This window comes from Microbacterium sp. BE35, assembly GCF_031457705.1.
Taxonomy (GTDB): domain Bacteria; phylum Actinomycetota; class Actinomycetes; order Actinomycetales; family Microbacteriaceae; genus Microbacterium; species Microbacterium trichothecenolyticum.
Genome location: NZ_JAVDXD010000002.1, coordinates 26,959 through 47,574 on the forward strand (window position 1 = coordinate 26,959; position 20,616 = coordinate 47,574).

The 20,616-nt window shown below is 70.0% G+C and carries 17 protein-coding genes; 5 read left to right on the plus strand and 12 right to left on the minus strand.

The features are described 5' to 3' along the window. Positions 1–146 precede the first annotated feature (146 nt). The 3 genes from J2Y46_RS06425 to J2Y46_RS06435 all read right to left on the minus strand — a co-directional run bounded on the left by J2Y46_RS06425 (position 147) and on the right by J2Y46_RS06435 (position 2,885). A complete protein-coding gene (locus J2Y46_RS06425) occupies positions 147–317 on the minus strand; it encodes a hypothetical protein (RefSeq protein ID WP_157005639.1) in 171 nt (56 codons plus the stop codon). A gap of 151 nt (positions 318–468) precedes the next feature. Next, complete coding sequence (locus J2Y46_RS06430) at positions 469–1,878, minus strand: aldehyde dehydrogenase family protein (protein ID WP_310241144.1); 1,410 nt, start codon at positions 1,876–1,878, stop codon at positions 469–471. Positions 1,879–1,967: 89 nt separating this feature from the next. Beyond that, positions 1,968–2,885, minus strand: a complete 918-nt coding sequence (locus tag J2Y46_RS06435) for a helix-turn-helix domain-containing protein (protein ID WP_045301213.1) — start codon at positions 2,883–2,885, stop codon at positions 1,968–1,970. 161 nt (positions 2,886–3,046) lie between these two features. Between J2Y46_RS06435 and J2Y46_RS06440 the strand changes: the two genes are divergently transcribed. Continuing rightward, positions 3,047–4,570, plus strand: a complete 1,524-nt coding sequence (locus J2Y46_RS06440) for an APC family permease (protein WP_045301215.1) — start codon at positions 3,047–3,049, stop codon at positions 4,568–4,570. 106 nt (positions 4,571–4,676) lie between these two features. Here J2Y46_RS06440 and J2Y46_RS06445 read toward each other — a convergent pair whose 3' ends face one another. The 7 genes from J2Y46_RS06445 to J2Y46_RS06475 form a co-directional block, all read right to left on the minus strand. Next, positions 4,677–6,068: a DUF222 domain-containing protein gene (locus J2Y46_RS06445; RefSeq protein WP_310241146.1), complete on the minus strand. Its 1,392-nt coding sequence runs from the start codon at positions 6,066–6,068 to the stop codon at positions 4,677–4,679. After that, positions 6,065–6,634 (minus strand): dihydrofolate reductase family protein, encoded by a 570-nt coding sequence (locus tag J2Y46_RS06450; protein WP_056372133.1) that lies wholly within the window; start codon positions 6,632–6,634, stop codon positions 6,065–6,067. The genes J2Y46_RS06445 and J2Y46_RS06450 overlap by 4 nt, the downstream gene beginning before the upstream one ends. Beyond that, positions 6,631–7,206 carry a dihydrofolate reductase family protein gene (locus tag J2Y46_RS06455; RefSeq protein ID WP_310241150.1) on the minus strand — a complete coding sequence of 192 codons (576 nt, stop codon included), beginning with the start codon at positions 7,204–7,206 and terminating at the stop codon, positions 6,631–6,633. The genes J2Y46_RS06450 and J2Y46_RS06455 overlap by 4 nt, the downstream gene beginning before the upstream one ends. 54 nt (positions 7,207–7,260) lie before the next feature. Further along, positions 7,261–9,333 (minus strand): primary-amine oxidase, encoded by a 2,073-nt coding sequence (locus J2Y46_RS06460; RefSeq protein WP_310241152.1) that lies wholly within the window; start codon positions 9,331–9,333, stop codon positions 7,261–7,263. Between the two features lie 322 nt (positions 9,334–9,655). Then, the gene (locus J2Y46_RS06465; RefSeq protein ID WP_045301222.1) at positions 9,656–10,186 is read right to left on the minus strand and encodes an NADPH-dependent FMN reductase; all 531 of its coding nucleotides are present in this window, start codon (positions 10,184–10,186) and stop codon (positions 9,656–9,658) included. Positions 10,187–10,211: 25 nt separating this feature from the next. After that, complete coding sequence (locus J2Y46_RS06470; RefSeq protein WP_045301224.1) at positions 10,212–11,564, minus strand: LLM class flavin-dependent oxidoreductase; 1,353 nt, start codon at positions 11,562–11,564, stop codon at positions 10,212–10,214. Then, positions 11,561–12,499: a PLP-dependent transferase gene (locus tag J2Y46_RS06475; RefSeq protein ID WP_310241154.1), complete on the minus strand. Its 939-nt coding sequence runs from the start codon at positions 12,497–12,499 to the stop codon at positions 11,561–11,563. The genes J2Y46_RS06470 and J2Y46_RS06475 overlap by 4 nt, the downstream gene beginning before the upstream one ends. Positions 12,500–12,708: 209 nt before the next feature. Between J2Y46_RS06475 and J2Y46_RS06480 the strand changes: the two genes are divergently transcribed. Further along, positions 12,709–14,235 (plus strand): glycosyltransferase family 39 protein, encoded by a 1,527-nt coding sequence (locus tag J2Y46_RS06480; RefSeq protein ID WP_310241155.1) that lies wholly within the window; start codon positions 12,709–12,711, stop codon positions 14,233–14,235. 8 nt (positions 14,236–14,243) lie between these two features. On the opposite strand, the gene corA is transcribed toward J2Y46_RS06480, so the two are convergent. After that, complete coding sequence (gene corA, locus J2Y46_RS06485; RefSeq protein WP_310241156.1) at positions 14,244–15,242, minus strand: magnesium/cobalt transporter CorA; 999 nt, start codon at positions 15,240–15,242, stop codon at positions 14,244–14,246. Positions 15,243–15,397: 155 nt separating this feature from the next. Then, positions 15,398–18,031 carry a penicillin-binding protein gene (locus J2Y46_RS06490; protein ID WP_045301228.1) on the minus strand — a complete coding sequence of 878 codons (2,634 nt, stop codon included), beginning with the start codon at positions 18,029–18,031 and terminating at the stop codon, positions 15,398–15,400. 99 nt (positions 18,032–18,130) lie between these two features. On the opposite strand from J2Y46_RS06490, the gene J2Y46_RS06495 reads away from it, so the two are divergent. From J2Y46_RS06495 to J2Y46_RS06505, 3 genes are all read left to right on the plus strand, one after another. Continuing rightward, positions 18,131–19,099 (plus strand): squalene cyclase, encoded by a 969-nt coding sequence (locus J2Y46_RS06495; RefSeq protein ID WP_310241158.1) that lies wholly within the window; start codon positions 18,131–18,133, stop codon positions 19,097–19,099. 61 nt (positions 19,100–19,160) lie between these two features. Continuing rightward, a complete protein-coding gene (locus J2Y46_RS06500; RefSeq protein WP_310241160.1) occupies positions 19,161–20,084 on the plus strand; it encodes a trypsin-like peptidase domain-containing protein in 924 nt (307 codons plus the stop codon). A 58-nt stretch (positions 20,085–20,142) separates the two neighbouring features. Then, the gene (locus J2Y46_RS06505) at positions 20,143–20,610 is read left to right on the plus strand and encodes a hypothetical protein (RefSeq protein WP_245619634.1); all 468 of its coding nucleotides are present in this window, start codon (positions 20,143–20,145) and stop codon (positions 20,608–20,610) included. Positions 20,611–20,616 lie beyond the last annotated feature (6 nt).

Below are 20,616 nucleotides of genomic sequence, written 5' to 3' on the forward strand. Positions count from 1 at the left end.
CGCTGAGCGTATTGGGATCACGAGGTGCGACCCGTGAGCGCCGCAGCCCGACGTCGCAGATGCGCCGGACCCTGGTCGGGCCGCCTTCGCGTTGACACCCGGACGAACTGTCGAACCAGACGAGGTCCCGCCTCCGGGCCCCGTGCTCAGCGGCCGGTGCCCCACAGCCGGTTCGTCTGGGCGTGCGCCTCCAGCAGATCGTCCCGCGCCGCTTCGAGGGCGCGCTGCGCATCGATGAAGGCATCCCGTGCCTCGATGAGGCGGACCGGAACCCCGTCGTCCAGGCTTGCGATGCTGAAGCTGTGCGTCCACGACATGGCGTGCTCCTCTCGTGCGAGCCGGATCTCGGCGCGCCCCCGAACCGGCTGGGGAAGTGTCTCCCCGATGCCGTGCCACGACGTTAGACAGCGGCATCCGTCTCGTCCACGGTGCGATGAAACACCAGGACACGGGCCGTAATGCACGAGGTCAGCGGCTGATGACCTTCGGCGCGGCGACGGCTTTGAGCCCGGCGACGCCGAACTCCTGGCCGTAGCCCGAGGCCTTGGTGCCGCCGAACGGCACCATCGGGTTCAGCGCGCCGTGCTGGTTGATCCAGACGGTGCCCGCCTGCAGGCGCTTGGCGACCTCGACGGCGGCGTCGACGTCGGCCGACCACACCGAGGCGCCGAGCCCCTGCGTCGAGGCGTTCGCGCGGCGGATCGCGTCGTCGACGTCGGAGTAGCGGATCACCGGGATGGCGGGACCGAACTGCTCCTCGTCGACGAGGCGCGCGCCGTCCTCGATGTCGGCGACGACCGTGGCGCGGTAGAACAGCGGGCCGAGCTCGGGCGCGGCCTCGCCGCCCACGACGACCCGCGCGCCGCGCTCGCGCGCGTCGTCGACGAGTCCGCGGACGATGTCGAACTGCTTCTCGTTCTGCAGCGGGCCGAGCACGTTGCCCTCGTCGAGACCGCGGCCCATCGGCGACGCCAGCGCCATGCCGGCGAGCGTGTCGACGACCTCGTCGTACACCGAGTCGTGCACGTAGAGGCGCTTGAGCGCGGCGCAGGTCTGGCCGGTGTTGATGAAGCAGCCCCAGAACAGATCCTCGGCGATCGCGGCGGGCTCGGTGCCCGCAAGCACGATGCCGGCGTCGTTGCCGCCGAGCTCGAGGGTGAGGCGCGCGAGGTTGCCCGCCGAGGACTCGACGATGCGACGGCCCGTCGCGGTCGACCCGGTGAACATGATCTTGTCGATGCCGGGGTGCCCGGCGATCGCCGCGCCCACCTCGCGGTCGCCCGAGACGACCGTGAGCACACCATCGGGCAGGTGCCGGTTGTAGACCTCGGCAAGGGCCAGCACCGACAGCGGCGTGAACTCGCTGGGCTTGACCACGACCGTGTTGCCCATGCGCAGCGACGGCGCGATCTGCCACACCGAGATCATCATCGGCCAGTTCCACGGGCCGATCGCACCCACGACGCCGAGCGCGTCGTAGTGCACCTCGGCACGAGACTCGCCTGCCTCGAAGACCACCTCGGGCTCGAGCGGGGTGTCGGCGGCGGTGCGGGTCCACACCACGCACGCGCCGACCTCGAACCGGGCGTTGGGGCCGTCGAGCGGCTTGCCCTGCTCGCGCGACAGCAGCTGCGCGAGCTCCTCGGCGTTCGCCTCGAGGTCGTCGGCGATGGCGTTCAGGATGCGAGAGCGCTCCTCGTGGCCGAGCGCGTCCCACGCCGGCTGGGCCTGACGTGCGGCGGCGACGGCGGCGTCGAGGTCGGCCACGGTGTGGACGGGCGCGTAGCCGATCGTCTCGCGGGTGGCAGCATCCGGAATCGCCCGCCCCTCCGTCTCGGAAACGGTGATGGCGTCCAGAATCGACGTCGCAACGGTCATGGGATCCTCCTCGATCGGGTCTGACTCGATTGTCGGAGGATGCGGCGGGCCGCAGTTGACCGCCCGCGCAGGCTGCTTGACCGCCCGCGCTACGCCAGGCGCACGCCGCTCGGTGGCACGCCGAAGTGCGCGCGGAACGTGCGGCTGAAGTGCGCCGCATCCACGAAGCCGTTGGCGAGCGCGACGTCGGTGATCGAGCGATGCGCCTGCTGCGGGTCGACGAGCATGTCATAGCAGCGCTCGAGGCGGCGGGTGCGGATGACCGTGGAGACGGTGGTGCCCTGCTCGTTGAACAGGGCGTGCAGGTGACGCACCGAGACGAAGTGCGCCGCGGCGATCTGGCCGGGGGAGAGCTCGCTGTCGGAGAGGTGCTCGTCGATGTGGTCGAGCACCCGGCGCAGGAGCGTGCCGTGCGCATCGGTGCTTGTCGCCTCGCGTCCGAGGTTGGCCTCGAGCAGCGTGCCCACCATGTCGACGGCGGTGCGGAACATACGGCGTGCGAGGTGGGCGTCGAGTTCGCCGGCGCCGCGCGCGAGTGAGGCGACGTAGGGCGCGATCATGGCGCCCACGCCTCCGGCGCCGTCGAGGCGGGTGGCGGTGAGGCGGCCGATCGTCTCGGCGGGGATGTCGAGCATGACCTTCGGGAACATCACGACCGACATCCGCATCGTCTCGTCGAACAGGAGCGAGTACGGGCGGTCGGTGTCGTAGATCGCCATGTCGCCGGCGCGCAGCGAGATCTCGCGGCCGTCCTGCACGATGAGCCCGGTGCCGCGTTCGATGAGCGAGAACTTGAAGTACTGCTGCGGTGCGCGCGCGATCAGGCCGGGAGTGCGGTGGACGCTGTGTCCGTCGGCGGCGATGTCGAAGACGTGGATGTCGCCGGCCACGGCGGCGTCGAGCGCACCGCGGAAGCTCTCGTCCTGCTCGGCGTGCACATCGAGCGCGACGACCGCGTGCGACACGGCGTGGCGATACGCCGTGAACGACAGGGGTTCATCTGACATGGGCTCACCTCACTGTGGCCGAATCGTATACGATTCGCGAGTTTACCATGCCGAGGCCCGATGTGCCCCCACAGGCAAGGACTCTGCCCGCGGCGTCAATCCCGGATGTGCCGGGCTGGGGACGATGATCCGACCCGACCTGAGCATCGAAGGAGCTGCACATGGCCACCTCAGGCCCCACGACCTCGACGACCCGGACCGCTGCGCATCGCCGCCTCGGGGTCCTCGCCGTCGCTTTCATGATCATCGCCGCCTCGGCGCCGCTGACCGTCGTCGCCGGCGGCGTGACCAGCGCCTACTCGGTCACGCATGTCGACGGCATCCCGTTCGGCTACATCGTGCTGGCCGCGGCGCTCGCGATCTTCGCGATCGGCTACGCCGCCATGAGCCGCTTCATCACGAACGCGGGCGCGTTCTACTCGTACGTCGCGCAGGGCATCGGCCGCCCGACCGGCGTCGGCGCCTCGGTGCTCGCGCTCATCGCCTACAACGCCATGCAGATCGGCATCTGGGGAATGTTCGGCTTCCAGATCTCGTCTTTCATCGAGTCGAAGACCGGCTGGGCGAGCCCGTGGTGGGTGTGGGTGATCCTGGGGATCGTCGTCGTCGGCATCCTCGGAGTGAACCGCGTCGATCTCTCGGCGAAGGTGCTCGGTGTGCTCGTGGCGCTGGAGTTCCTGGCCGTCATCGTCTTCGATGTCGCAGCGTTCGCGAACCCCGCCGAGGGCTTCACCGTCGCGCCCATCACCCCGTCCGCGCTCTTCGTTCCGGGCGTCGGCGCCGTGCTCGCCTTCGGCATCGCCGCGTTCATGGGCTTCGAGTCGGCCGCGATCTACGGCGAGGAGTCGAAGGACCCCAAGCGCACCATCCCGCGCGCGACGTTCCTCGCCGTCGCCGTCATCGGCGTGTTCTACGCGATCTCGTCGTGGGCGCTCGCCCTCGCCGTCGGCCCGGCGAAGATCACTGATCCCACCGGAATCACGCCCGAGGAGGCCGGTCCGCCGCTCTTCTTCAACTTCGTCGCCGAGCAGCTCGGGGTGCTGTGGGTCGACCTCATGTCGATCCTCTTCATCACGAGCCTGTTCGCGGCTCTGGTGAGCTTCCACAACGCGGTGTCGCGCTACGCGTTCTCGCTCGGGCGCGAAGGCGTGCTGCCGCGCCGGCTCGGCACCGTGCGCACGTCGAGCGGCGCGCCGTGGGCGGGCTCGCTCGCGCAGTCGGTGCTGGCGCTCGTGGTGATCATCGGGTTCGCGATCGCCGAGAGCGGTTGGAACCCCGAGAACGGCCCCTACCCGGTGCTCACGCTCTTCACGTGGCTCACGAACCTCGGTGCCTTCGGCCTGGTGCTGCTGATGGTGCTGGTCTCGGCCGCCGTCATCGGCTTCTTCCGCCGGGACGGGCGCGACGTCGGCGCAGGCAGCCGCCTGGTGGCCCCGATCGTCGCCCTCGTCACGCTCGGAATCGTCTGGATCCTCATCCTCGTGAACTGGGACGTGCTGCTCGGCCAGCCGGAGTCGACGCCCACGACCTTCATCCTGCCCGCGATCCTGCTCGTGCCCTCGATCGCGGCTGTGCTGTGGGCGTACTGGCTGCGCAGGGCCAAGCCGGACGTCTACCGCCAGATCGGCCACGGCGCCGACGAGGCCGACGCGCCGCACCTCGGCAGCGAGCCGGTGGGCGTGTAGTCCGCAGGCGTCGGCGAGAAGGGCGACGGATGCTGCAGCATCCGTCGCCCTTGCTGCTCGGGGCGTGCCGCACCCCCGGTCGAACAGCGGCGAGGTCCGCCGTCGTTCAGAAGGGCGCTTCTGTGCCGAGCCCGTCGTCGATGTGGGGCCGGGGCGAGGGGCGCACCGTGAAGGTGGGGACTTTGCGCTCGGGTTGCACGACGTATCGACGCCCAGTCGGAGACGTCCACGCCACAGCTCCGCCTGACCCCTCGATCTGCCGGACCTGCCAGTCGGTGCTGTCTTTCACCAGGTGGTGCCCCTTGCAGAACGGAAGGGTGTTGTCGAGGCACGTCTCGCCGTCGTCGGCCCAGCGGATCTGGTGGTCGATCTCGCACCGGGAAGCGGGCATCGAACAGCCGGGGCCCATGCATCGGTCGGCTCGCCATCTCACGAGTCTCTTCAACGGGGCTGGGGGCGGGTAACTGTCGCGCCCGACCGAGAGGACCATCCCGGTCTCGGGGTGTGTGAGCACCCGCATCCACCGGCTGTCACCTCCGCACAGTTCGCGGGCCTTGGACAGCGGGATCGGGCCGATGCCCTCCACGACGGGCGGGTCGCCGGCATCGGCGAACTCGTCGTCGAGAAGGGCGAGGACCGGCACGGTGACGACCACCTGCGCCCGGATGCCGGACGCGGCCGCGGCGAGGTGATCGGTAGACCCGTCGAGGAGGAGGTCGGCCGCAACGTCGGCGCGGAGCTGGTCGAGTGTGCGGGTCTCACCGTCGGCCTTGCGGATCGATTTCGCCATCTGTGTGAGCCGGCCGTGGATCGCGTGGATCTCCACGTCGGGCGCGAAGATCCACAGCCCGGACATTCCGTCCTGTCCACGTTCGACGGCGATGCGTCGTTGCGTGAGCGCACGCTGGTGACGGTCTTCCAGGGTGGTGGCCTGGGCGCTGTCGATCAGGGCGCGCAGCGCCCGACGAAAGGTGCCCACCGGCTCCGATTCTGCCGACGGCATCGCTCGCTCCAGCAGCCTGTCGCGAAGCTCCGGCGGCGCCTCGTCGAGCAGGTCGGCGATGATCTCGGCGTGCCTCTCGGTGATCCGTCCCGAACTCAGGGCGTCGAGCGCCGCGGGATACCGGCGTACCAGCGCCTCGGCCTGAGTGATGAGCCGGCCGGCAGCGTACTCCGTCACCCGCATGGCTGCTGCCAGTTCGAGCCGGATCGACCGCTCGACGATGTCCCGGACTCCGTCGCCGCGGCCACTCGCCTCGCGAAGCAGTTCGCGCCGCATCGAGTCGATCCGCGTCAGCCGCTGCGCCGCGAACACCGACATCATCGTCGCCGTCTCGAGGACCAGGTCTACCGCGTCCGGCACGGGCGGAAAGCACTCTTCACCGATGTCATCCGCCCACGCGTCATCCCTGCTCTCGGCGGGAAGAGACGTTTCGGGCATGCTTCGAGTATAGAACAAATGTTCGAATCTCGCCATACACGGGACCGGTCGCGTCAAGCCGCTGCTCGCTTCGGCCGGTACCGCAGGGCGACCGCTCCCGATCGGAAGTCATGGCGATCCACGAGCTCGAGCGGGATGCGCTCGCGAAGACCGGCGAGCAGCGTCGGCCCGTGTCCGGCGACGATCGGCTGCACCACGAACACGTACTCGTCGATGAGTCCCAGATCCGCCAGCGCGAGGGGGAGCGTCACGCCACCTACGAAGAGACCCTTGCCTGGCTCCTGTTTCAGCCGGTGAACCCCTCGCCCCAGGTCGCCTCGCAGCAATTCGGCGTTCCAGTCGACGTCGCCGAGTGTGCTCGACACGACGTACTTCTTCGCTCGGTCGATGGTCTCGGCGAACGGGATCTCCCACGCTCTCATCCAGTCCGGCCACGTGCCCGTCGTCGGCTGCCGCCACGCCGACTCCATCATCTCGTAGGTCACCCTGCCGAAGATCAGGGCGTCGGCTCGTGCCATCTCCGCGGTCCAGTAGCGCATCGACTCCTCGTCGGGGGCGAGCCCCGCCTCGTGATGGCAGCAGCCGTCGAGTGTCACGTTGATCGCATATCGAAGTGGCCTCATCTCGTTCCCCTCCTGTCCGGGTGGTGCTGCACGTCGTACCTCACGTGCGTGATTCCCTTGGACGGGATCACGCGCGTCGGCTGCAGCCGGATGGGCGTGCTCGCAAGATGATCGAACAGCTTGACGCCCGAGCCGAGAAGGACTCCCGTGATCGCGAGCTCCACCGCGTCGACCGCGTCGGCTGCAAGGAGCTGCTGTGCCACGTCAGGGCTGCCCATGATGTAGACATCGCGGTCGCCTGCCGCCTGCATGGCCCGGGCGAGCGCATGTTCCGTGGAGTCCACGAAGGTGAAAAGGGAGCCATTCCTGAAGACCGGCTCGCGCGCCTCGTGCGTGGGCACGAAGACCGGCATCGGGAAGATGTCCTCGTCGCCCCAGGCCGCATCCCCCGCTCGGAGAGTGCGGGCGCCGAAGATGACCGCGCCGGCGCCCAGGAACTCGCGGCCCACCTGCGGATGCATCTCCATCGTCGGGTCTCCGAAGGCCCATCCGTGCAGCACGGACAGATCGTCGTCGGGACCCGTGGCGAATCCGTCGAGAGACATCGACGCGTAGAGCACGACTTGCGACATGACGGCAATGTATACGCTGTCCACATTTGTGTCCAGAGCCGCGTCCGGTTTCTGTCAGTGACCGCAGGCGCACCCCTCGCCCATGCCGCAGCCGCCGTCGGCGGTCGCGCCGGCGGCCCGAGGCCCGGCGGCGCCCCCAGCCCGGTGACCGACGGCATGCGCCTGCGAAGACTCGGGGACGTTCATCGCGGGGTTCACGTCGAGGAAGCCGTAGGGCTTGAGCCAGAACCCGGCGTAGTCCACCGGCATGATGGGCCAGTCCTCGGGGCGCGGGATGTGGGTGAGGCCGAACGTGTGCCACAGCACGAGGTCCTCGCCGTCGATCGACCGGTCGTCGGACGTGTAGGCCGGCAGCCCCGCGCCGCCCTGGTGGGCGTTCGGGTACCGGCCGGCGGGCCAGCGCTCGTCGTGGTCGTACGCGGTGCCCCACAGGTGCTTCGTCGCGAAGGCGGCGCGCGCGGCCACCGACGAGGCCGGGTCGGCCATGAGCAGCGCGGTGGGCTGGGGGAGCAGGTGGTATGCCGTCGGCTTGCCGAGGTAGTTCGTCTTCGAGGCGCTGCGCACCTCCCACACCCGGGCGACCGAGGTGTCGGCGAGCCGCTGGGCCTCGGCTTCGGTGCGCAGCGGCGTCTCGGTCCAGGTGAACGCGTTGCCGAACGGGTTCGCCTCGCCCATCGGGATGCGGGCGGCGTCGATCTCGACGAGCTCGTTGTCCTCGCCGTCGATCGCGACGTCGAGGCGCGCCGAGAACAGGTGCTGGTGCACCGGCGCGAACACGCCCGGCGCGATCTCGGGGGCGTGCGGATTGGCCGAGCCCGGGTGCCCGCCGCCGACGAACACGATGCCCGTCGCCTTCGCCTCGAGCTGGATCGAACCGTCGAGGTAGAAGTACCAGTAGAAGCCGTAGTCGTAGTTGCCGATCGTCGAGAAGTACGAGACGACCAGGCGCCGCGACCGCCGCACGTGCGAGCCCACCGGCCCCTGCTCGGTGTGCTTCCAGAGGATGCCGTAGTCCTCCTCGTGCATGCACACGACGTTCGGGATCTTCACCGGGTGGCCGTGGTCGTCGGCGACATGGCCGTCGAAGTACGTGATGACGCCGAGGCAGTCGCAGCCGAGCTCGAGGTGGTTGGCGTTCTTGCCGAGGAGGTATTCGCCGGCGTCGAAGTAGCTGATCCAGAAGCGGGTGTTGGACGTGTCGCCGTAGGGCACGACCATCTCGGGCACGCTCGCGCGGGTCAGCACCGGGCGGTCGTCGAATCTCACATCGTGCAGCACGAGGCCTTCGCGCGCGTTGAAGTCGACGCGCATCGACCAGTCCTCCCACTCCACACGCGACCCGCTCACAGTGAAGCTCGGGCCCTCGGGCTGCACGATCTCGATCGGCTTGAGGCTCGTGCGGGCGGGGCCGACGGCATCCGGGGTGTACTTCCCGCTACCCGGGGGAACCGGCACGTCGCCTTCGTCCTCGATGCCGATGACCGCGTTCGACACCAGGTCGACGTGCACGATGAGCCCCTCGACGGGGTGCGCCCACGGGATGTCGTCCTCGCTGTCGCGCAGGAACGTGAGCGAGCGGATGACGCGGCGCCCGACCTCGTTCTCGCGTCCGACGAATCCGGGGGCGAGAGGCGAGCAGAATGCGAGTTCGATCCGGTCCTCGAGTCCGCGGCGCGTCATCGCCGCGCGCCACTCGGGCGAGGCCTTGACGATCTCGGCCGCGCGGTCGTACTCCTCGAACAGATACTGCGGCTGGCCGTACGGCGCCTGCGACGGGTCGAGCTCGCGCGTCGCGACCACCGCCCCGCGCGAGACGGACACGATCGCCTCGACGAGCGCGCCGGTCGCAGCATCCATCAGCGTCACGTCCACGCGACGGTCGAAGGGCTCTCCGGGCGACCAAGCGGCGAGCTCGTCCTTGGTCGGCTCGTCGGGCAGTAGCATCGGCACCCGCACCGTGTCGCCGAGGAGGCCTGCCGACACGAGGATCCTCCGGGCCGCCTCGATCTCGTCCGCGGTGAGCGGATCGAGCGGATGCCGCGGCTCGGCCTTCCTCACGGCAGTCACCGGAATGAGGTCCGGGTCGTCGTGGGGCTGGGTGGGCGCGTCGTGCGTGTGCGCAGGCATGGGGCCTCCTTCATATCCGCCTCCACTCTCCCTCTCGCTGGCGGCGGTGTCTTGACCCGGTGCGCAGGACGCGTGACTGCGGGCGCGGTGTTCCGCGTGTTCGTCGCCGATCGGGCACGCGGCGTGGGTCTGGCGCGCGGCCGGGGCGAGGCATCCGAGGCGTGCTCACCGAGCGCGGCCTGCCGTCGGAAGTGAGGGGGCCTCGACCGAACGGCCCCCGCCCGCAGCCGGGGCCCGTTGTTTCGCGTCGGGGTCCGGACGCGTCAGCGCTGCCCGGCCGAACCGGCTCGCGCGTGGCGGACTCACGCCGGGCAGGACCGGATCAGCCGACGCGCACCGGCTCGACCGGCGAGCCGAGGGCGGGAGCCAGTCGGGGCCATTCGCCCTCGAGCCACGACGCCACGATCTCTTCGCGGCGGTCGGTGTCGCCCGCGGGGAACGCGATACCGCGGGTCGGGGTCGATGCTCCGAGCTCGACGAGCAGCGGGCGAAGTCCGTGCTCGACCGCCAGCGCGTGGCCGGGACCGCCGATCGTGAGCAGCGGCACCGCCGTCACGCCGGCGAGTCCGTTCGCGCCGTAGCGGTCGAGGAACGCCTTCAGCAGCCCGGTGTAGGTCGCCTTGTAGGTGGGGCTCGCGACGATGAGCACGTCGGCGCTCGCGACCCGTCCGAGCAGCGCGTCGATCTCGGCGTCGGGGAAGCGGAAGAGCGAGCCGGCCACGTCGGCCAAGTCGATCGTCGGCTCGATCACGGCACTGCCGCGGTCGGCGAGCTGGTGGGCGACCTCCTCCGCCACCAGCCGGGTGCGCGAGGCGGGCTGCGGGTTGCCGACGAGGACGACGATCGATGACATTGGCGTTCCCTTTCAGAGGTCGGGCTCAGAAGGCCGACAGATTGGCGCGCAGACCGCCGTCGACGTACTCGGAGCGCAGGATTCCGCGACGGCGCAGGATCGGCACGAGTTCGTCGAGCGCGCGGTGGATCGTGACGGGGTGCAGGTCGCCCGAGAAGATGACGCCGTCGTTGTCGGCGTCTTCGCCGAGCGCCTCGATGACGTCGGCGATCTCATCGGCCGTGCCGACGGTTCCGCCGATGCCGTCGGTGACGTCGGTGACCCGGCCGAGGCGCGCCTTGCCCGTGAGGATGTCGCGCAGCGGCACACCGTCGAACGAGTCGAATGTTCCCTGGAGGCCCCGGATGGTGCCCTTCGAGACGTGCTCGCCGAAGATCGCGGGATCCAGCGGGCGATCGAGGTCGAGCACCGTCAGGTCGGTCTCGAGGTCGCTCGACCACGCCTCGGCGACCTCTCGCAGCGTGCCATCGCCGGGCGATGCCGACGCGGCGACGATGCGATCGGCTTCCTCCCGGCTCGCCGCGACGATGGGCTTGAAGACGAACAGCACCTTGACGTCGGAGGGGTCGCGGCCGTTCTCTGCGGCTGCGGCGTGCACGCGAGCGCGGTACGAACGGATGCTGTCGGCATCGAGGTTCGACAGCGCCAGCTGGATCTGCGAGTTCGCGCCGGCGAAGCCGATGCCGCGCGGCGATCCGCCCGGCGACGCGACGATCGGGTCCCCGCTCTCGCCGTTCGGCCCCGACGGCAGCGGCTCGGCGTTCAGCGGCCCATCGAACGAGAAGTACTCGCCGCGGTGCTGCACGGCGGAGATCTTGGAGCCGTCCGCGTAGATCTGCGACGCCGGGTCGGCGATGAGCGCCCCGTCGCCCCAGCTGTGCCAGAGCAGGCGCAGCGCGTCGAGCCACTCCTGGGCGCGGTCGTAGGCGGCGTCGTGCGACAGGCGCTCGAGCCCGAAGTGGTGCGCGCTGCCCACGTCCGTGACCACGTTGAGCCCGAGGCGGCTCGAGCTCAGGTGCTGCAGCGACGCGAACTGCCGGGCGGCGAGATACGGCGGGTAGGCGCCGGCGTTCACGGTGGGGATGACGCCGAGATGCCGCGTCGCCGCGAACAGGTACGGCGCGAGCGTCCACGGGTCGTGCTTCGGACCGCCGTACGCCTTGCGCACGCGCAGGTTCAGCGTCTCGGGGGTGATGCCCACCGACAGCGCGTCCTCGATGAGCACGAAGTCGAAGCCCGCCTGCTCGAGGTCGCGCGCGGACTGCTGGTAGAGGTCGGGCTTCTGCCAGGCGTAGTTCCACTCGTAGGAGGGGCGGCCCCAGCCGTGCGGGCCGAATCCACGCGAGAGGAACCAGCCGAAGTGCTGCTGACGGGTCATGACGCTCCCACGGTGCTCAGAAGGTCGGCGGCCGCGACCGCGACCGTCGTGTCAGGGACTGCCGAGTCCGGGACTCCGGCGTCAGAGGCGCCGCCGGCCGCTGCGGCGGCCAGGGCGTGGTCGAGATCGGCGATGAGGTCGTCGGCGTCTTCGAGGCCGATCGACAGGCGCAGCAGGCCGGGACCGATGCCGCGTGCGGCGAGCTGCTCGTCGTCGCGCAGCACGTGCGTGGTGGTGGCCGGATGCAGCACGAGCGACCGTACGTCGCCGAGGTGCGTCATCCGAGTGAACAGCCGCAGCGCGTCGGTGAACGCTCGCGCGGCCTCGCGGCCGCCGTGGAGGGTCACGGCGGCGAGTCCGGCGACGTCGAGCACGTCGTTCTTCGGATTGGGGATCGACTCCGCGAACACGAGCTTCGTACGAGGACGGATGCCGCGGCCCCAGGCCGCGAGGTCGTTCGGGTCGTCGACGAAATCGACGACGACGCCGAAGCGCGCGAGGTCGTCGCGCAGCAGTTCGCGAGTGCCCTCGTAGATGCTCGACGATGCCAGTACGTGGTCGCCCGCTGAGACGAGCGACAGGATCGCCGTGGTCACGGCCGCCTGACCGCTGGCGACGAGGAGCGCGCCGACACCGGATTCGAGGTCGGCGATGCGCTGTTCGACGGCGACGTTGGTGGGGTTGCCCACCCGCGTGTAGCTGAACCCTTCGTCGGTGCCGGCGAACCTGGCGTGCGCCTGGTCGAAGTCCTCGAACTCGAATCCCGCCGTCAGGTAGATCGGGGTCGCGCGTGGCCGATGCGGACCCGCCGGACGGTCGCCCGCGTGCAGCTGACGGGTCGCGAAGCCGAGGCTCGCCTGAGGGAGGCCCCCTGACCGGAACGCGTCGTCGGCGGGCGCCGTGGGGTCGGGCGCGGGCGGGGCGTTCTCGGGCATGGGGTCACGCTAGGCGCATCGTTGCTCGTGCCTCGGTGTCCCCGTCATCCGGCGTCCCAGGACGACACGCGGCGTCATCCGATCGGGGACCGGGTTCGAGGAATTCACACCTCGCTCACAGGCCTCCGGCGGAACCTGAAGCCGTGGGCGTCTCGGCGGACGGATCCGGAACGGCCGGGGTCGCGAGCGCGGACGCGACCCGGAGGCGGATGCCGCGCGCCTCCGCGCCGCGCGGAGCGACCGCCGATCCGAGGCGCCTGGGCTTCGCCGCCGTGCTGGTAGGGGTGTTCGCGGCCGTGGTGAGCGCGAGCGGCTCATGGATCCCGTCGCTGTGGGGCGACGAGGCGGCGAGTGTGCTCTCGGCGCTGCGGCCCGGCGAGAGCCTGCTCACGATGCTCACGCACGTCGACGCCGTGCACGGGGCCTATTACCTCGGCCTGCACGCGTGGGTGCACCTGTTCGGCTCGAGCCCGTTCGTCGTGAGGCTGCCGTCGGCCTTCGCGGTGGCGGTCTGCGCCGCAGCGGTGACGTGGCTGTGCGGACGGTTCGGATCGCTCGGGTTCGCGGTGCTCGCGGGAACCCTGACGGCGATCCTCCCGCGCCTGACCTACGCGGGCGAGGAAGCCCGCGGCTACGCGTTCGCGGCGGCGCTCGCCGCGCTGCTGTGGATCGTCGTCGTGGAGCTGATCCGGCGGCCGGACTCCTCGCGGGGCTGGTGGGTGGTGTACGCGGTCGTGCTGTGCATCGGGATCTACGTGTTCCTCTACCTGGCGCTGCTGACGCTGGCCGTGGGCGTCGCACTGGCGCTCGCTGATGGGGGGCGGCGCCGGCTGAAACGCTGGATGATCGCGTCGGCAGGCGCGGTCATCGCCGCAAGCCCCGTCATCCTGCTCGCCGTCAGCCAGCGGCAGCAGATCGCGTTCCTGGCGCATCGCGACCGCGTGACCCCGATCATGGTGCTGGTCAAGATGTGGTTCAGCGCCCGGCCCTTCGCGGTCCTCGCGTGGACGCTCATCGCCCTCGCGATCGTCGTGTGGGTGCGGCGCCGGCTGAGGCTGCGGCGGCAGGGCGAGCCCTCCGGGCTCGACCTCGAGACCGTCGCGCTGGCGTGGCTCGTGGTTCCCACCGGGATCCTGCTGGCCGCGAGCCCCTTCGTCGCCGGATACACCCCCCGCTACGGCACCATCGCCGCGCCGGCGGCCGCGATCCTCATCGCGCTCGGCGTGTGGCGTCTGGGCGATCTGCACTTCGGCTCCGGCGTCCCGCGGAGCGCGCTCGCCGCGCTGGCCGTGGTCGCCGTGGTGGTCTCGGCCATGCCGGTGTGGGCCGCGCAGCGCACGCCCTGGGCGAAGAACAAGTCCGACTGGAACGACATCGCGGCGACCATCCAGCGCGACGCCCAGCAGGGCGACGCGATCGTGTTCGACGACTCGGTGCGTCCGTCGCGGCGTCCCCGGCTCGCACTCGACACCGATCCGGCGGCGTTCGCGGGAATCGCCGACGTCACCCTCGAGACCTCCTACGCCGACAGCACGACCTGGCACTCGAGCGTCTACTCCGTGGCCGAGACCGCGCGCCTCGGGCGGTTCGCCGGCGTGAGCCGCGTGTGGGTCGTCGAGTACGCGAGGAACGGCGACGCCGACTCCACCGCGATCCCCGACCTGGAGGCGCTCGGCTACCGGCAGGCCGAGCGGATCACGCTGCACACCAGCGTGGTGCTGCTCTTCACGCGCTGAGATCTGTTTCAGAGCCAGTGGCGCCTGCGGAACACCCAGTACAGGGTGAGGCTCGTCGCCGCCATCAGGGCGAGCGCCATGGGGTAGCCGAGCGGCCATGCCAGTTCCGGCATGTATTCGAAGTTCATGCCGTAGATGGTGCCGACGAGGGTCGGGCCGAACAGGATCGCCGCCCAGCCGGAGATCTTCTTGACCTGCTCGTTCTGGACGAGTGCGGTATCGGTCTGGCGCTGCGTGACGATCGTCGCGTTGACCGTGAGGGCGTTGTCGAGGATCGAGCGGAACGCCGAAGCCTTGTCGATGATGCGCAACGCATGGTCGTGCACGTCGCGCAGCGACCGCTGCAGCTCGAGGTCGACCTCGTACTTCGGCGCCCCGCGCTGCAGCGACTCGAGCATGTCGGCGAGCGGGGCGACCGCGCGCTGGAGCATGATCACCTCGCGCGACAGGTCGTAGATGCGCTTGGAGAGGGACACGCCCCCGTTCTCGAACAGCGCGTCCTCGATCTCGTCGATGTCGTTCTCGACGCCCTCGATGACCGGCGTGTACTCGTCGACGACCTCGTCGAGGATCGCGTAGAGCACCGCCTCCGGTCCCAGCGCGAGCAGCTCGGGCTCCTGCTCCATGCGCCGGCGGACCCGGCTGAGGTCGGGGGACTCCGCATGCCGGATCGTCACGATGAAGTCGGGGCCGACGAACACGTGCAGCTCGCCGAAGTCGACCGTCTCGGTCTCGTCGATGTAGCGTGCCGGTCGCAGCACGACGAAGAGGATGTCGCCGTAGCGCTCCAGCTTCGCGCGCTGGTGGCCGGTGAGCGCGTCCTCGACCGAGAGAGGGTGGAGGGTGAACTCGTCGGCGACCTGCGCGATCTCCTCCGGGGTCGGGCGGAACAGCCCGATCCACGCCATGCCGTGGTGCGCACGGGTGTACTCGAAGGTCTCGGCCAGGCTCGACGGGTTCTCGATCCGCTTACCGGCGACGTACACGCCGTTGTCGACGATGGGCATCAGGCGATTCTCCTCGGCACGTGACTGGGTGGGCAATGATCCTCACGATTCCATGACGAGCGGTCCCCCCAGCCTCTCCACGCGCCGCCGGCGCGTGGAGAGGCCGGCCGCGTGGGCCCAGCGGCGCCTCGCGTCCGTCGTCAGGAGGCGTCGGATCAGCCGCTGCCGTCGGTGCCGCCTCCGCTGTTCCCGCCGCCCCCGTTGCCGTTGCCGCTGCCGCTGCCGTTGCCGTTCCCGTTGCCCGTCCCTGCGTTGCCGGTCCCGCCGGTTGCGTTGCTCTCGCCGTTGCCCGGGTCGGCGGCCGGGCCGGCGCTGGGATGGATCGTGACGGTCGCGCCGGCGGTGGCCCGGCCCGCGCCGGGGTCCTGGCTCGCGACGAGCCCGGCCGTGACGTCCGACTCGACCGTGTCGCCGACCTGTGCGACGAATCCCGCCGCCTCGAGCCGGCTCTGGGCGTCCGCGAGGCTCAGCCCCGTCACGTCGGGCACGGTGGCCTGCGAGGTCCTGGTCAGCTGCGGGTCCGGACTCGGGAAGGCATCGCCGCCGTAGGCGGCGTTCGCCGCGGCCTGCACGGCCCTGCCGATGCGGTAGCGGATGTCCGACAGTCGTGTGCCCTGATTCCAGGTGTTGAAGACATCGCCGCCGCCCTGCACGTTTCCGGCCCAGGTCGCCGTCGTCACCTTGGTGCTCGACTCGATCATCCAGGTCTGCCACGCCTCGTGGGTGCCGGTCTTGCCGAGCAGCGGGGTGCCGTCGCCGGGATTGCCCGCGGCTCCCGTTCCCCCGGAGGCCATCACGCCCTGCAGCGCGTAGGCGGCGGCCGCCGCGATGGTCGGGTCCAGGGCCTGGCTGCACGTGCGCTCGGGCTTGGCGATCTCGTTGCCCGCAGCATCCGTCACGCGATCGATGGCCTGCGGCTGGCAGTAGGTGCCGCCGTTGGCGACGGTGGCGTACGCGGCGGCCATCGCGATCGGAGAGACCTGGGCCGTTCCGATGACCGAGCTGAGGGTGTCCATCGAGATCGGCGTGCCGTCGCTCTGCGTGACGCCGAGCTTCGCCGCCACGTTCTGGATGTCGCAGAGGTCGAGCTTCTCGGCCATCGCGAAGTAGCCGGTGTTCAGCGATGCGGCCGTGAACTGCATCGGCGTGCCGATGCGGCCAGACGCCTTGCCGAAGTTGTTGACGAGGGTGTTCGACGTGTTGTCCCAGTCGCCGTCGCACGAGTTGGTGAGGTGCGTGAAGACCCGCAGTCGCCCGTCGAGGGTCTCGTTCACCGAGTGCCCCTGCTCGAGCCAGTCGAGCAGGGTGAACAGCTTGAAGGTGGAGCCGGCGCTGAACCCCGTGGATCCGCCCACCGAGGGGTCCCCGGCGAAGACGAGCGACGAGTAGTCCGGATCGTCATCGGCCGCGGCGTCTTCGCCGTACCTCGTGTTCTGCGCGATCGCGAGGATGCGACCGGTGGATGCCTCGATGCTCACTGTGGTCGACCCGAATCGTCCGGTCGACGCGCCGCTGGAGGTCGGCATGGTGGCCGAAGCCGGCGCGTACTGCGTCATCGCCTCCTCGGCGGCGGACTGGACGCGCGAATCCAGGGTCGTGTAGACGTTCAGGCCGCCGCGCTGGAGGGTCTGGAGGCGGTCCGTCTCGGTCTCACCGAACGCCGGGTCGCTCAGGATCACATCCTTCACGTATTCGCAGAAGTACGCCGCACCGCCGGCGGCGGCGCAGCCGGTGACCGTGGGCGTGATCACCGGGGTGATCGGCTCGATCGCGGCGGCGACGTACTCGTCGTGCGTGATCTTGCCGTCGTCGAGCATGCGGTTCAGCACGTAGAGCTGGCGCACCTTCGTCGAGGTGTACCCATCGGCGGCGGCGAGCTTCTGCTCTTCGGTGATCTCGCCCGACGTCACCAGCGCGTCGAGCGCCCCGAGCCTCGCGCCGTCTTCGATGACGCCGTCCGGCGCTTTGTTGAGTGTCGCGCCGTCCGATGTCGTGATCGAGCCGGCCGGCCGGTCGATCCGGTAGCTGTTGGGGTTCTGCACCATGCCGGCGAGGGTCGCCGACTGCCCGATGGTCAGGTTCGCTGCGGTCGTGCCGAAGTAGTAGCGCGCGGCCGCCTCGACGCCGTACGTGGTGCCGCCGAAGTTGGCGATGTTGAGGTAGCCGAGCAGGATCTCGTCCTTCGAGTAGGTCTGCTCCAGCGCGATGGCGTACCGCATCTCCTGCAGCTTGCGCTCGATGCCCGCCGTGCCGGAGGACGTGGTCGCCTCGGACCAGCAGTCGTACTTGGCCTGCGGCGTCTTCGCGGTCGCCTCGCACTGCTGCACGAGGACGTTCTTGACGTACTGCTGACTGATGGTCGACCCGCCCTGGGTCTCACCGCCGCCCTCGAGGTTCGACAGCACGGCCCGGGTCGTGCCGATGATGTCGACGCCGCCGTGATCGTAGTAGCGCGGGTCCTCGCTCGACAGGATCGCGTCGTACATCGCCGACGAGACCTGGTCGTACGTGACCGGCGTGCGGTCCTGCTCGAGGAACTGCGCCAACAGCTGCTCCTCACCCGTGTCTGGGTCGGTGGCGTAGAAATTGCTCGGCACCATCAGCTGGTCGATCTGGAGCGTGCTCGGCAGGTTGTCGAACAGCGTGATCGCCTGCGATGCGGCGGCGCCGGTGAGGGCGACCGCCGGGGTGACGGTAGCGGCCACCAGGACTCCGGCCAGGGCACTGAGGCCGAGCAGCCCGGCGAGACCGCCGAGGAATCCGCTCGCCCGTCTTCGGGATTCGGGCATGCGGACGAGCGTAGGAAGCAGGCCTGGGCGGTTCTGGTGACGAAGCTATGCGCCAGGTGGACGCCGCGGACTGTCGGCAGGTGCGACTAACCTGCCCGCATGACCATCGATCAGGATCTGCTCGACTGGCTGCTCGACTCCGACCCGGCGCTGCGCTGGCAGGTGGAGCGCGATCTCGCCGGGGCTCCGCCCGATGTCTGGGAGGCGACGCGTGCGCTCGTGGCGACCGAGGGCTTCGGTGCGCGACTGCTCGCAGAGCAGGATGCCGACGGCCAGTGGGCCGGAGGGGCGTTCTTCCCCTCGGGTTTCTTCGGCAGTGCCGAACAGGACGAGCCTGGTCAGCCGTGGGTGGCGACGACCTGGGTGCTGAAGGATCTCCGCGAGTGGGGCGTCGACGCGACGGTGCTCGACGGCACCGCCGGCAAGCTCGCCGCCAACAGCCGGTGGGAGTACGAGGAGCTGCCGTACTGGGGTGGCGAGGTCGACGTCTGCATCAACTCGTACACGCTGGCGAGCGGCGCCTGGCTCGGGGCCGACGTCTCGCGGCTGGTCGCCTGGTTCCCCGAGCATCGTCTTGCGGACGGCGGCTGGAACTGCGAGGCGGAGGAGGGCGACTCGGTGCGCTCCTCGTTCCACTCGACGCTCAACGCGGCGCGAGGAATCCTCGCGTACGAGCGGATCACGGGTGACACGAGCATGCGGGCCGCCCGCCACGGCGGCGAGGAGTACCTCCTGTCGCGCCACCTGATGAACCGTGCGACGACCGGTGAGGTCGTCGGCCCGTTCGTCACGCGCTTCGTGTACCCCAACCGGCACCGCTACAGCGCGCTGGTCGCGCTCGATCATTTCCGCGATGTCGCGCTGGTCGAAGGCACGCCGCCCGACCCACGGCTCACGGACGCGGTCGACGTCGTGCGCGCCGCCCGACAGCCTGACGGCACCTGGCTGCAGACCACGCCGCTGCCCGGTCGCACCTGGTTCGACGTCGACGTCGCCGAGGGCGAGCCGTCGAAGTGGCTCACGCTGATCGGCACACGGGTGCTGGATTGGTGGGATGCCTCGACCTGACGCGCCTTCCGCTTTCGGCGAACTTCCGCCGCAGCACCCGTGACGGGTCGACACTGGTCTCGTGGATGACCAGGAAGCGCTCGACGCCTACTCCTCGACGGTCATGCGCGTCGCTCAGATCGTGCTGCCGTCCGTCGCCGCGGTGAGCGTGCGCACGCGGCAGGGTGCGGGAGCGGGCAGCGCGTCGGTCATCACCTCGGAGGGGCACCTGCTCACCAGCGCGCATGTCGTCGAGGGCGCGATCGGCGTGGAGGTCGCGTTTCCGGACGGCACGGTGGCGGCAGCATCCGTCATCGGCGCCGATCCGCTGTCGGACCTCGCCGTGCTGCGCGCGGACGTCGACACCCCGCCGCCGCTGACGATGGGAGATGCCTCGAAACTCGGTGTCGGGCAGCTCGTCGTAGCGCTCGGCAACCCTCGGGGGTTCTCGGGCAGCGTGACCGCGGGGATCGTGTCCGCGCTCGGCCGTTCGCTCCCGACGCGGTCGGGGCGGGTGATCGACGAAGTGATCCAGACGGACGCGGCCCTCAACCCCGGCAACAGCGGGGGGGCGCTCGCCGACAGTGCCGGGCGTCTGGTGGGTGTGAACACCGCTGTCGCCGGGGTGGGACTCGGACTGGCGGTGCCTATCAATGCCACGACTCGCGAGATCATCGACACCCTGCGGGCGTCGGGGCGCGTGCGGCGTGCCTGGCTCGGCATCGCCGGTTCGACGGTGCCGCTCGGCCCGGACGTCGCGGCCAAGGTCGGATCGAGGGTCGGGATGCAGGTGATCTCGGTGGTGCCCGAAAGCCCGGCCGCCGTCGCCGGCGCCCGGGTCGGCGACATCGTGCTGTCGCTCGATGGCGTCACGATCGCCGACCCGACGGCGCTGCAGCGGCGCATGGTCGAGGGTGCGATCGGCCGCCGCATGGAGATGACCGTCTGGCGCAACGGCGCTCTGGTCGACGTCGTGGTGCTGCCGCAGGAACTCCTGGTGCGCTGACCGTGCGCTGACCGTGCGCGGATCTACTCTGTGACTGTCGCCGAAGGAAGGAGTCGCCGTGTCGACGTATGACGAACACTTCTCTCACGTCCATGTTCCGGGCCCGGGTGAGTCGAGCATCCCCGAGCTCGAAGTCGACGAGACGATCCCGCCGCGCCCCGAGGAAGAGGTCGCCGACGTCGCCAGGGCGGAGCCCGATGTCGAGGACCACAGTCGGCATCGGAACATCGTCCGGGTATGGCGGGGAGTGATCCGCACGGAGGACCGCGACGAGTACGTCGACTATGTCGAGCGGACGGGAATCGAGGAGTACCGTGCGCTCCCCGGAAATCGGGACGCGTGGACCCTGACACGCGACCTCGCCGACGGCCTCACTGAGATCTTGACGGTCTCGCGATGGGACAGTCTGGAAAGCATCCGGGGATTCGCGGGCGACGACGTCGACAGGGCGGTGTACTACGCGGAGGACGACCGGTTCCTCGTGGAGAGGGACGACACCGTACGCCACTACGTGCAGCGCAGCTGAACTCCG

Bases quoted from the DNA above. Each gene is read 5' to 3' on its own strand.
- J2Y46_RS06425 (WP_157005639.1), bottom strand. From the start codon at position 317: ATGTCGTGGACGCACAGCTTCAGCATCGCAAGCCTGGACGACGGGGTT.
- J2Y46_RS06430 (WP_310241144.1), bottom strand. From the start codon at position 1,878: ATGACCGTTGCGACGTCGATTCTGGACGCCATCACCGTTTCCGAGACG.
- J2Y46_RS06435 (WP_045301213.1), bottom strand. From the start codon at position 2,885: ATGTCAGATGAACCCCTGTCGTTCACGGCGTATCGCCACGCCGTGTCG.
- J2Y46_RS06440 (WP_045301215.1), top strand. From the start codon at position 3,047: ATGGCCACCTCAGGCCCCACGACCTCGACGACCCGGACCGCTGCGCAT.
- J2Y46_RS06450 (WP_056372133.1), bottom strand. From the start codon at position 6,634: ATGAGGCCACTTCGATATGCGATCAACGTGACACTCGACGGCTGCTGC.
- J2Y46_RS06455 (WP_310241150.1), bottom strand. From the start codon at position 7,206: ATGTCGCAAGTCGTGCTCTACGCGTCGATGTCTCTCGACGGATTCGCC.
- J2Y46_RS06460 (WP_310241152.1), bottom strand. From the start codon at position 9,333: ATGCCTGCGCACACGCACGACGCGCCCACCCAGCCCCACGACGACCCG.
- J2Y46_RS06465 (WP_045301222.1), bottom strand. From the start codon at position 10,186: ATGTCATCGATCGTCGTCCTCGTCGGCAACCCGCAGCCCGCCTCGCGC.
- J2Y46_RS06470 (WP_045301224.1), bottom strand. From the start codon at position 11,564: ATGACCCGTCAGCAGCACTTCGGCTGGTTCCTCTCGCGTGGATTCGGC.
- J2Y46_RS06475 (WP_310241154.1), bottom strand. From the start codon at position 12,499: ATGCCCGAGAACGCCCCGCCCGCGCCCGACCCCACGGCGCCCGCCGAC.
- J2Y46_RS06480 (WP_310241155.1), top strand. From the start codon at position 12,709: ATGCCGCGCGCCTCCGCGCCGCGCGGAGCGACCGCCGATCCGAGGCGC.
- corA (WP_310241156.1), bottom strand. From the start codon at position 15,242: ATGCCCATCGTCGACAACGGCGTGTACGTCGCCGGTAAGCGGATCGAG.
- J2Y46_RS06490 (WP_045301228.1), bottom strand. From the start codon at position 18,031: ATGCCCGAATCCCGAAGACGGGCGAGCGGATTCCTCGGCGGTCTCGCC.
- J2Y46_RS06495 (WP_310241158.1), top strand. From the start codon at position 18,131: ATGACCATCGATCAGGATCTGCTCGACTGGCTGCTCGACTCCGACCCG.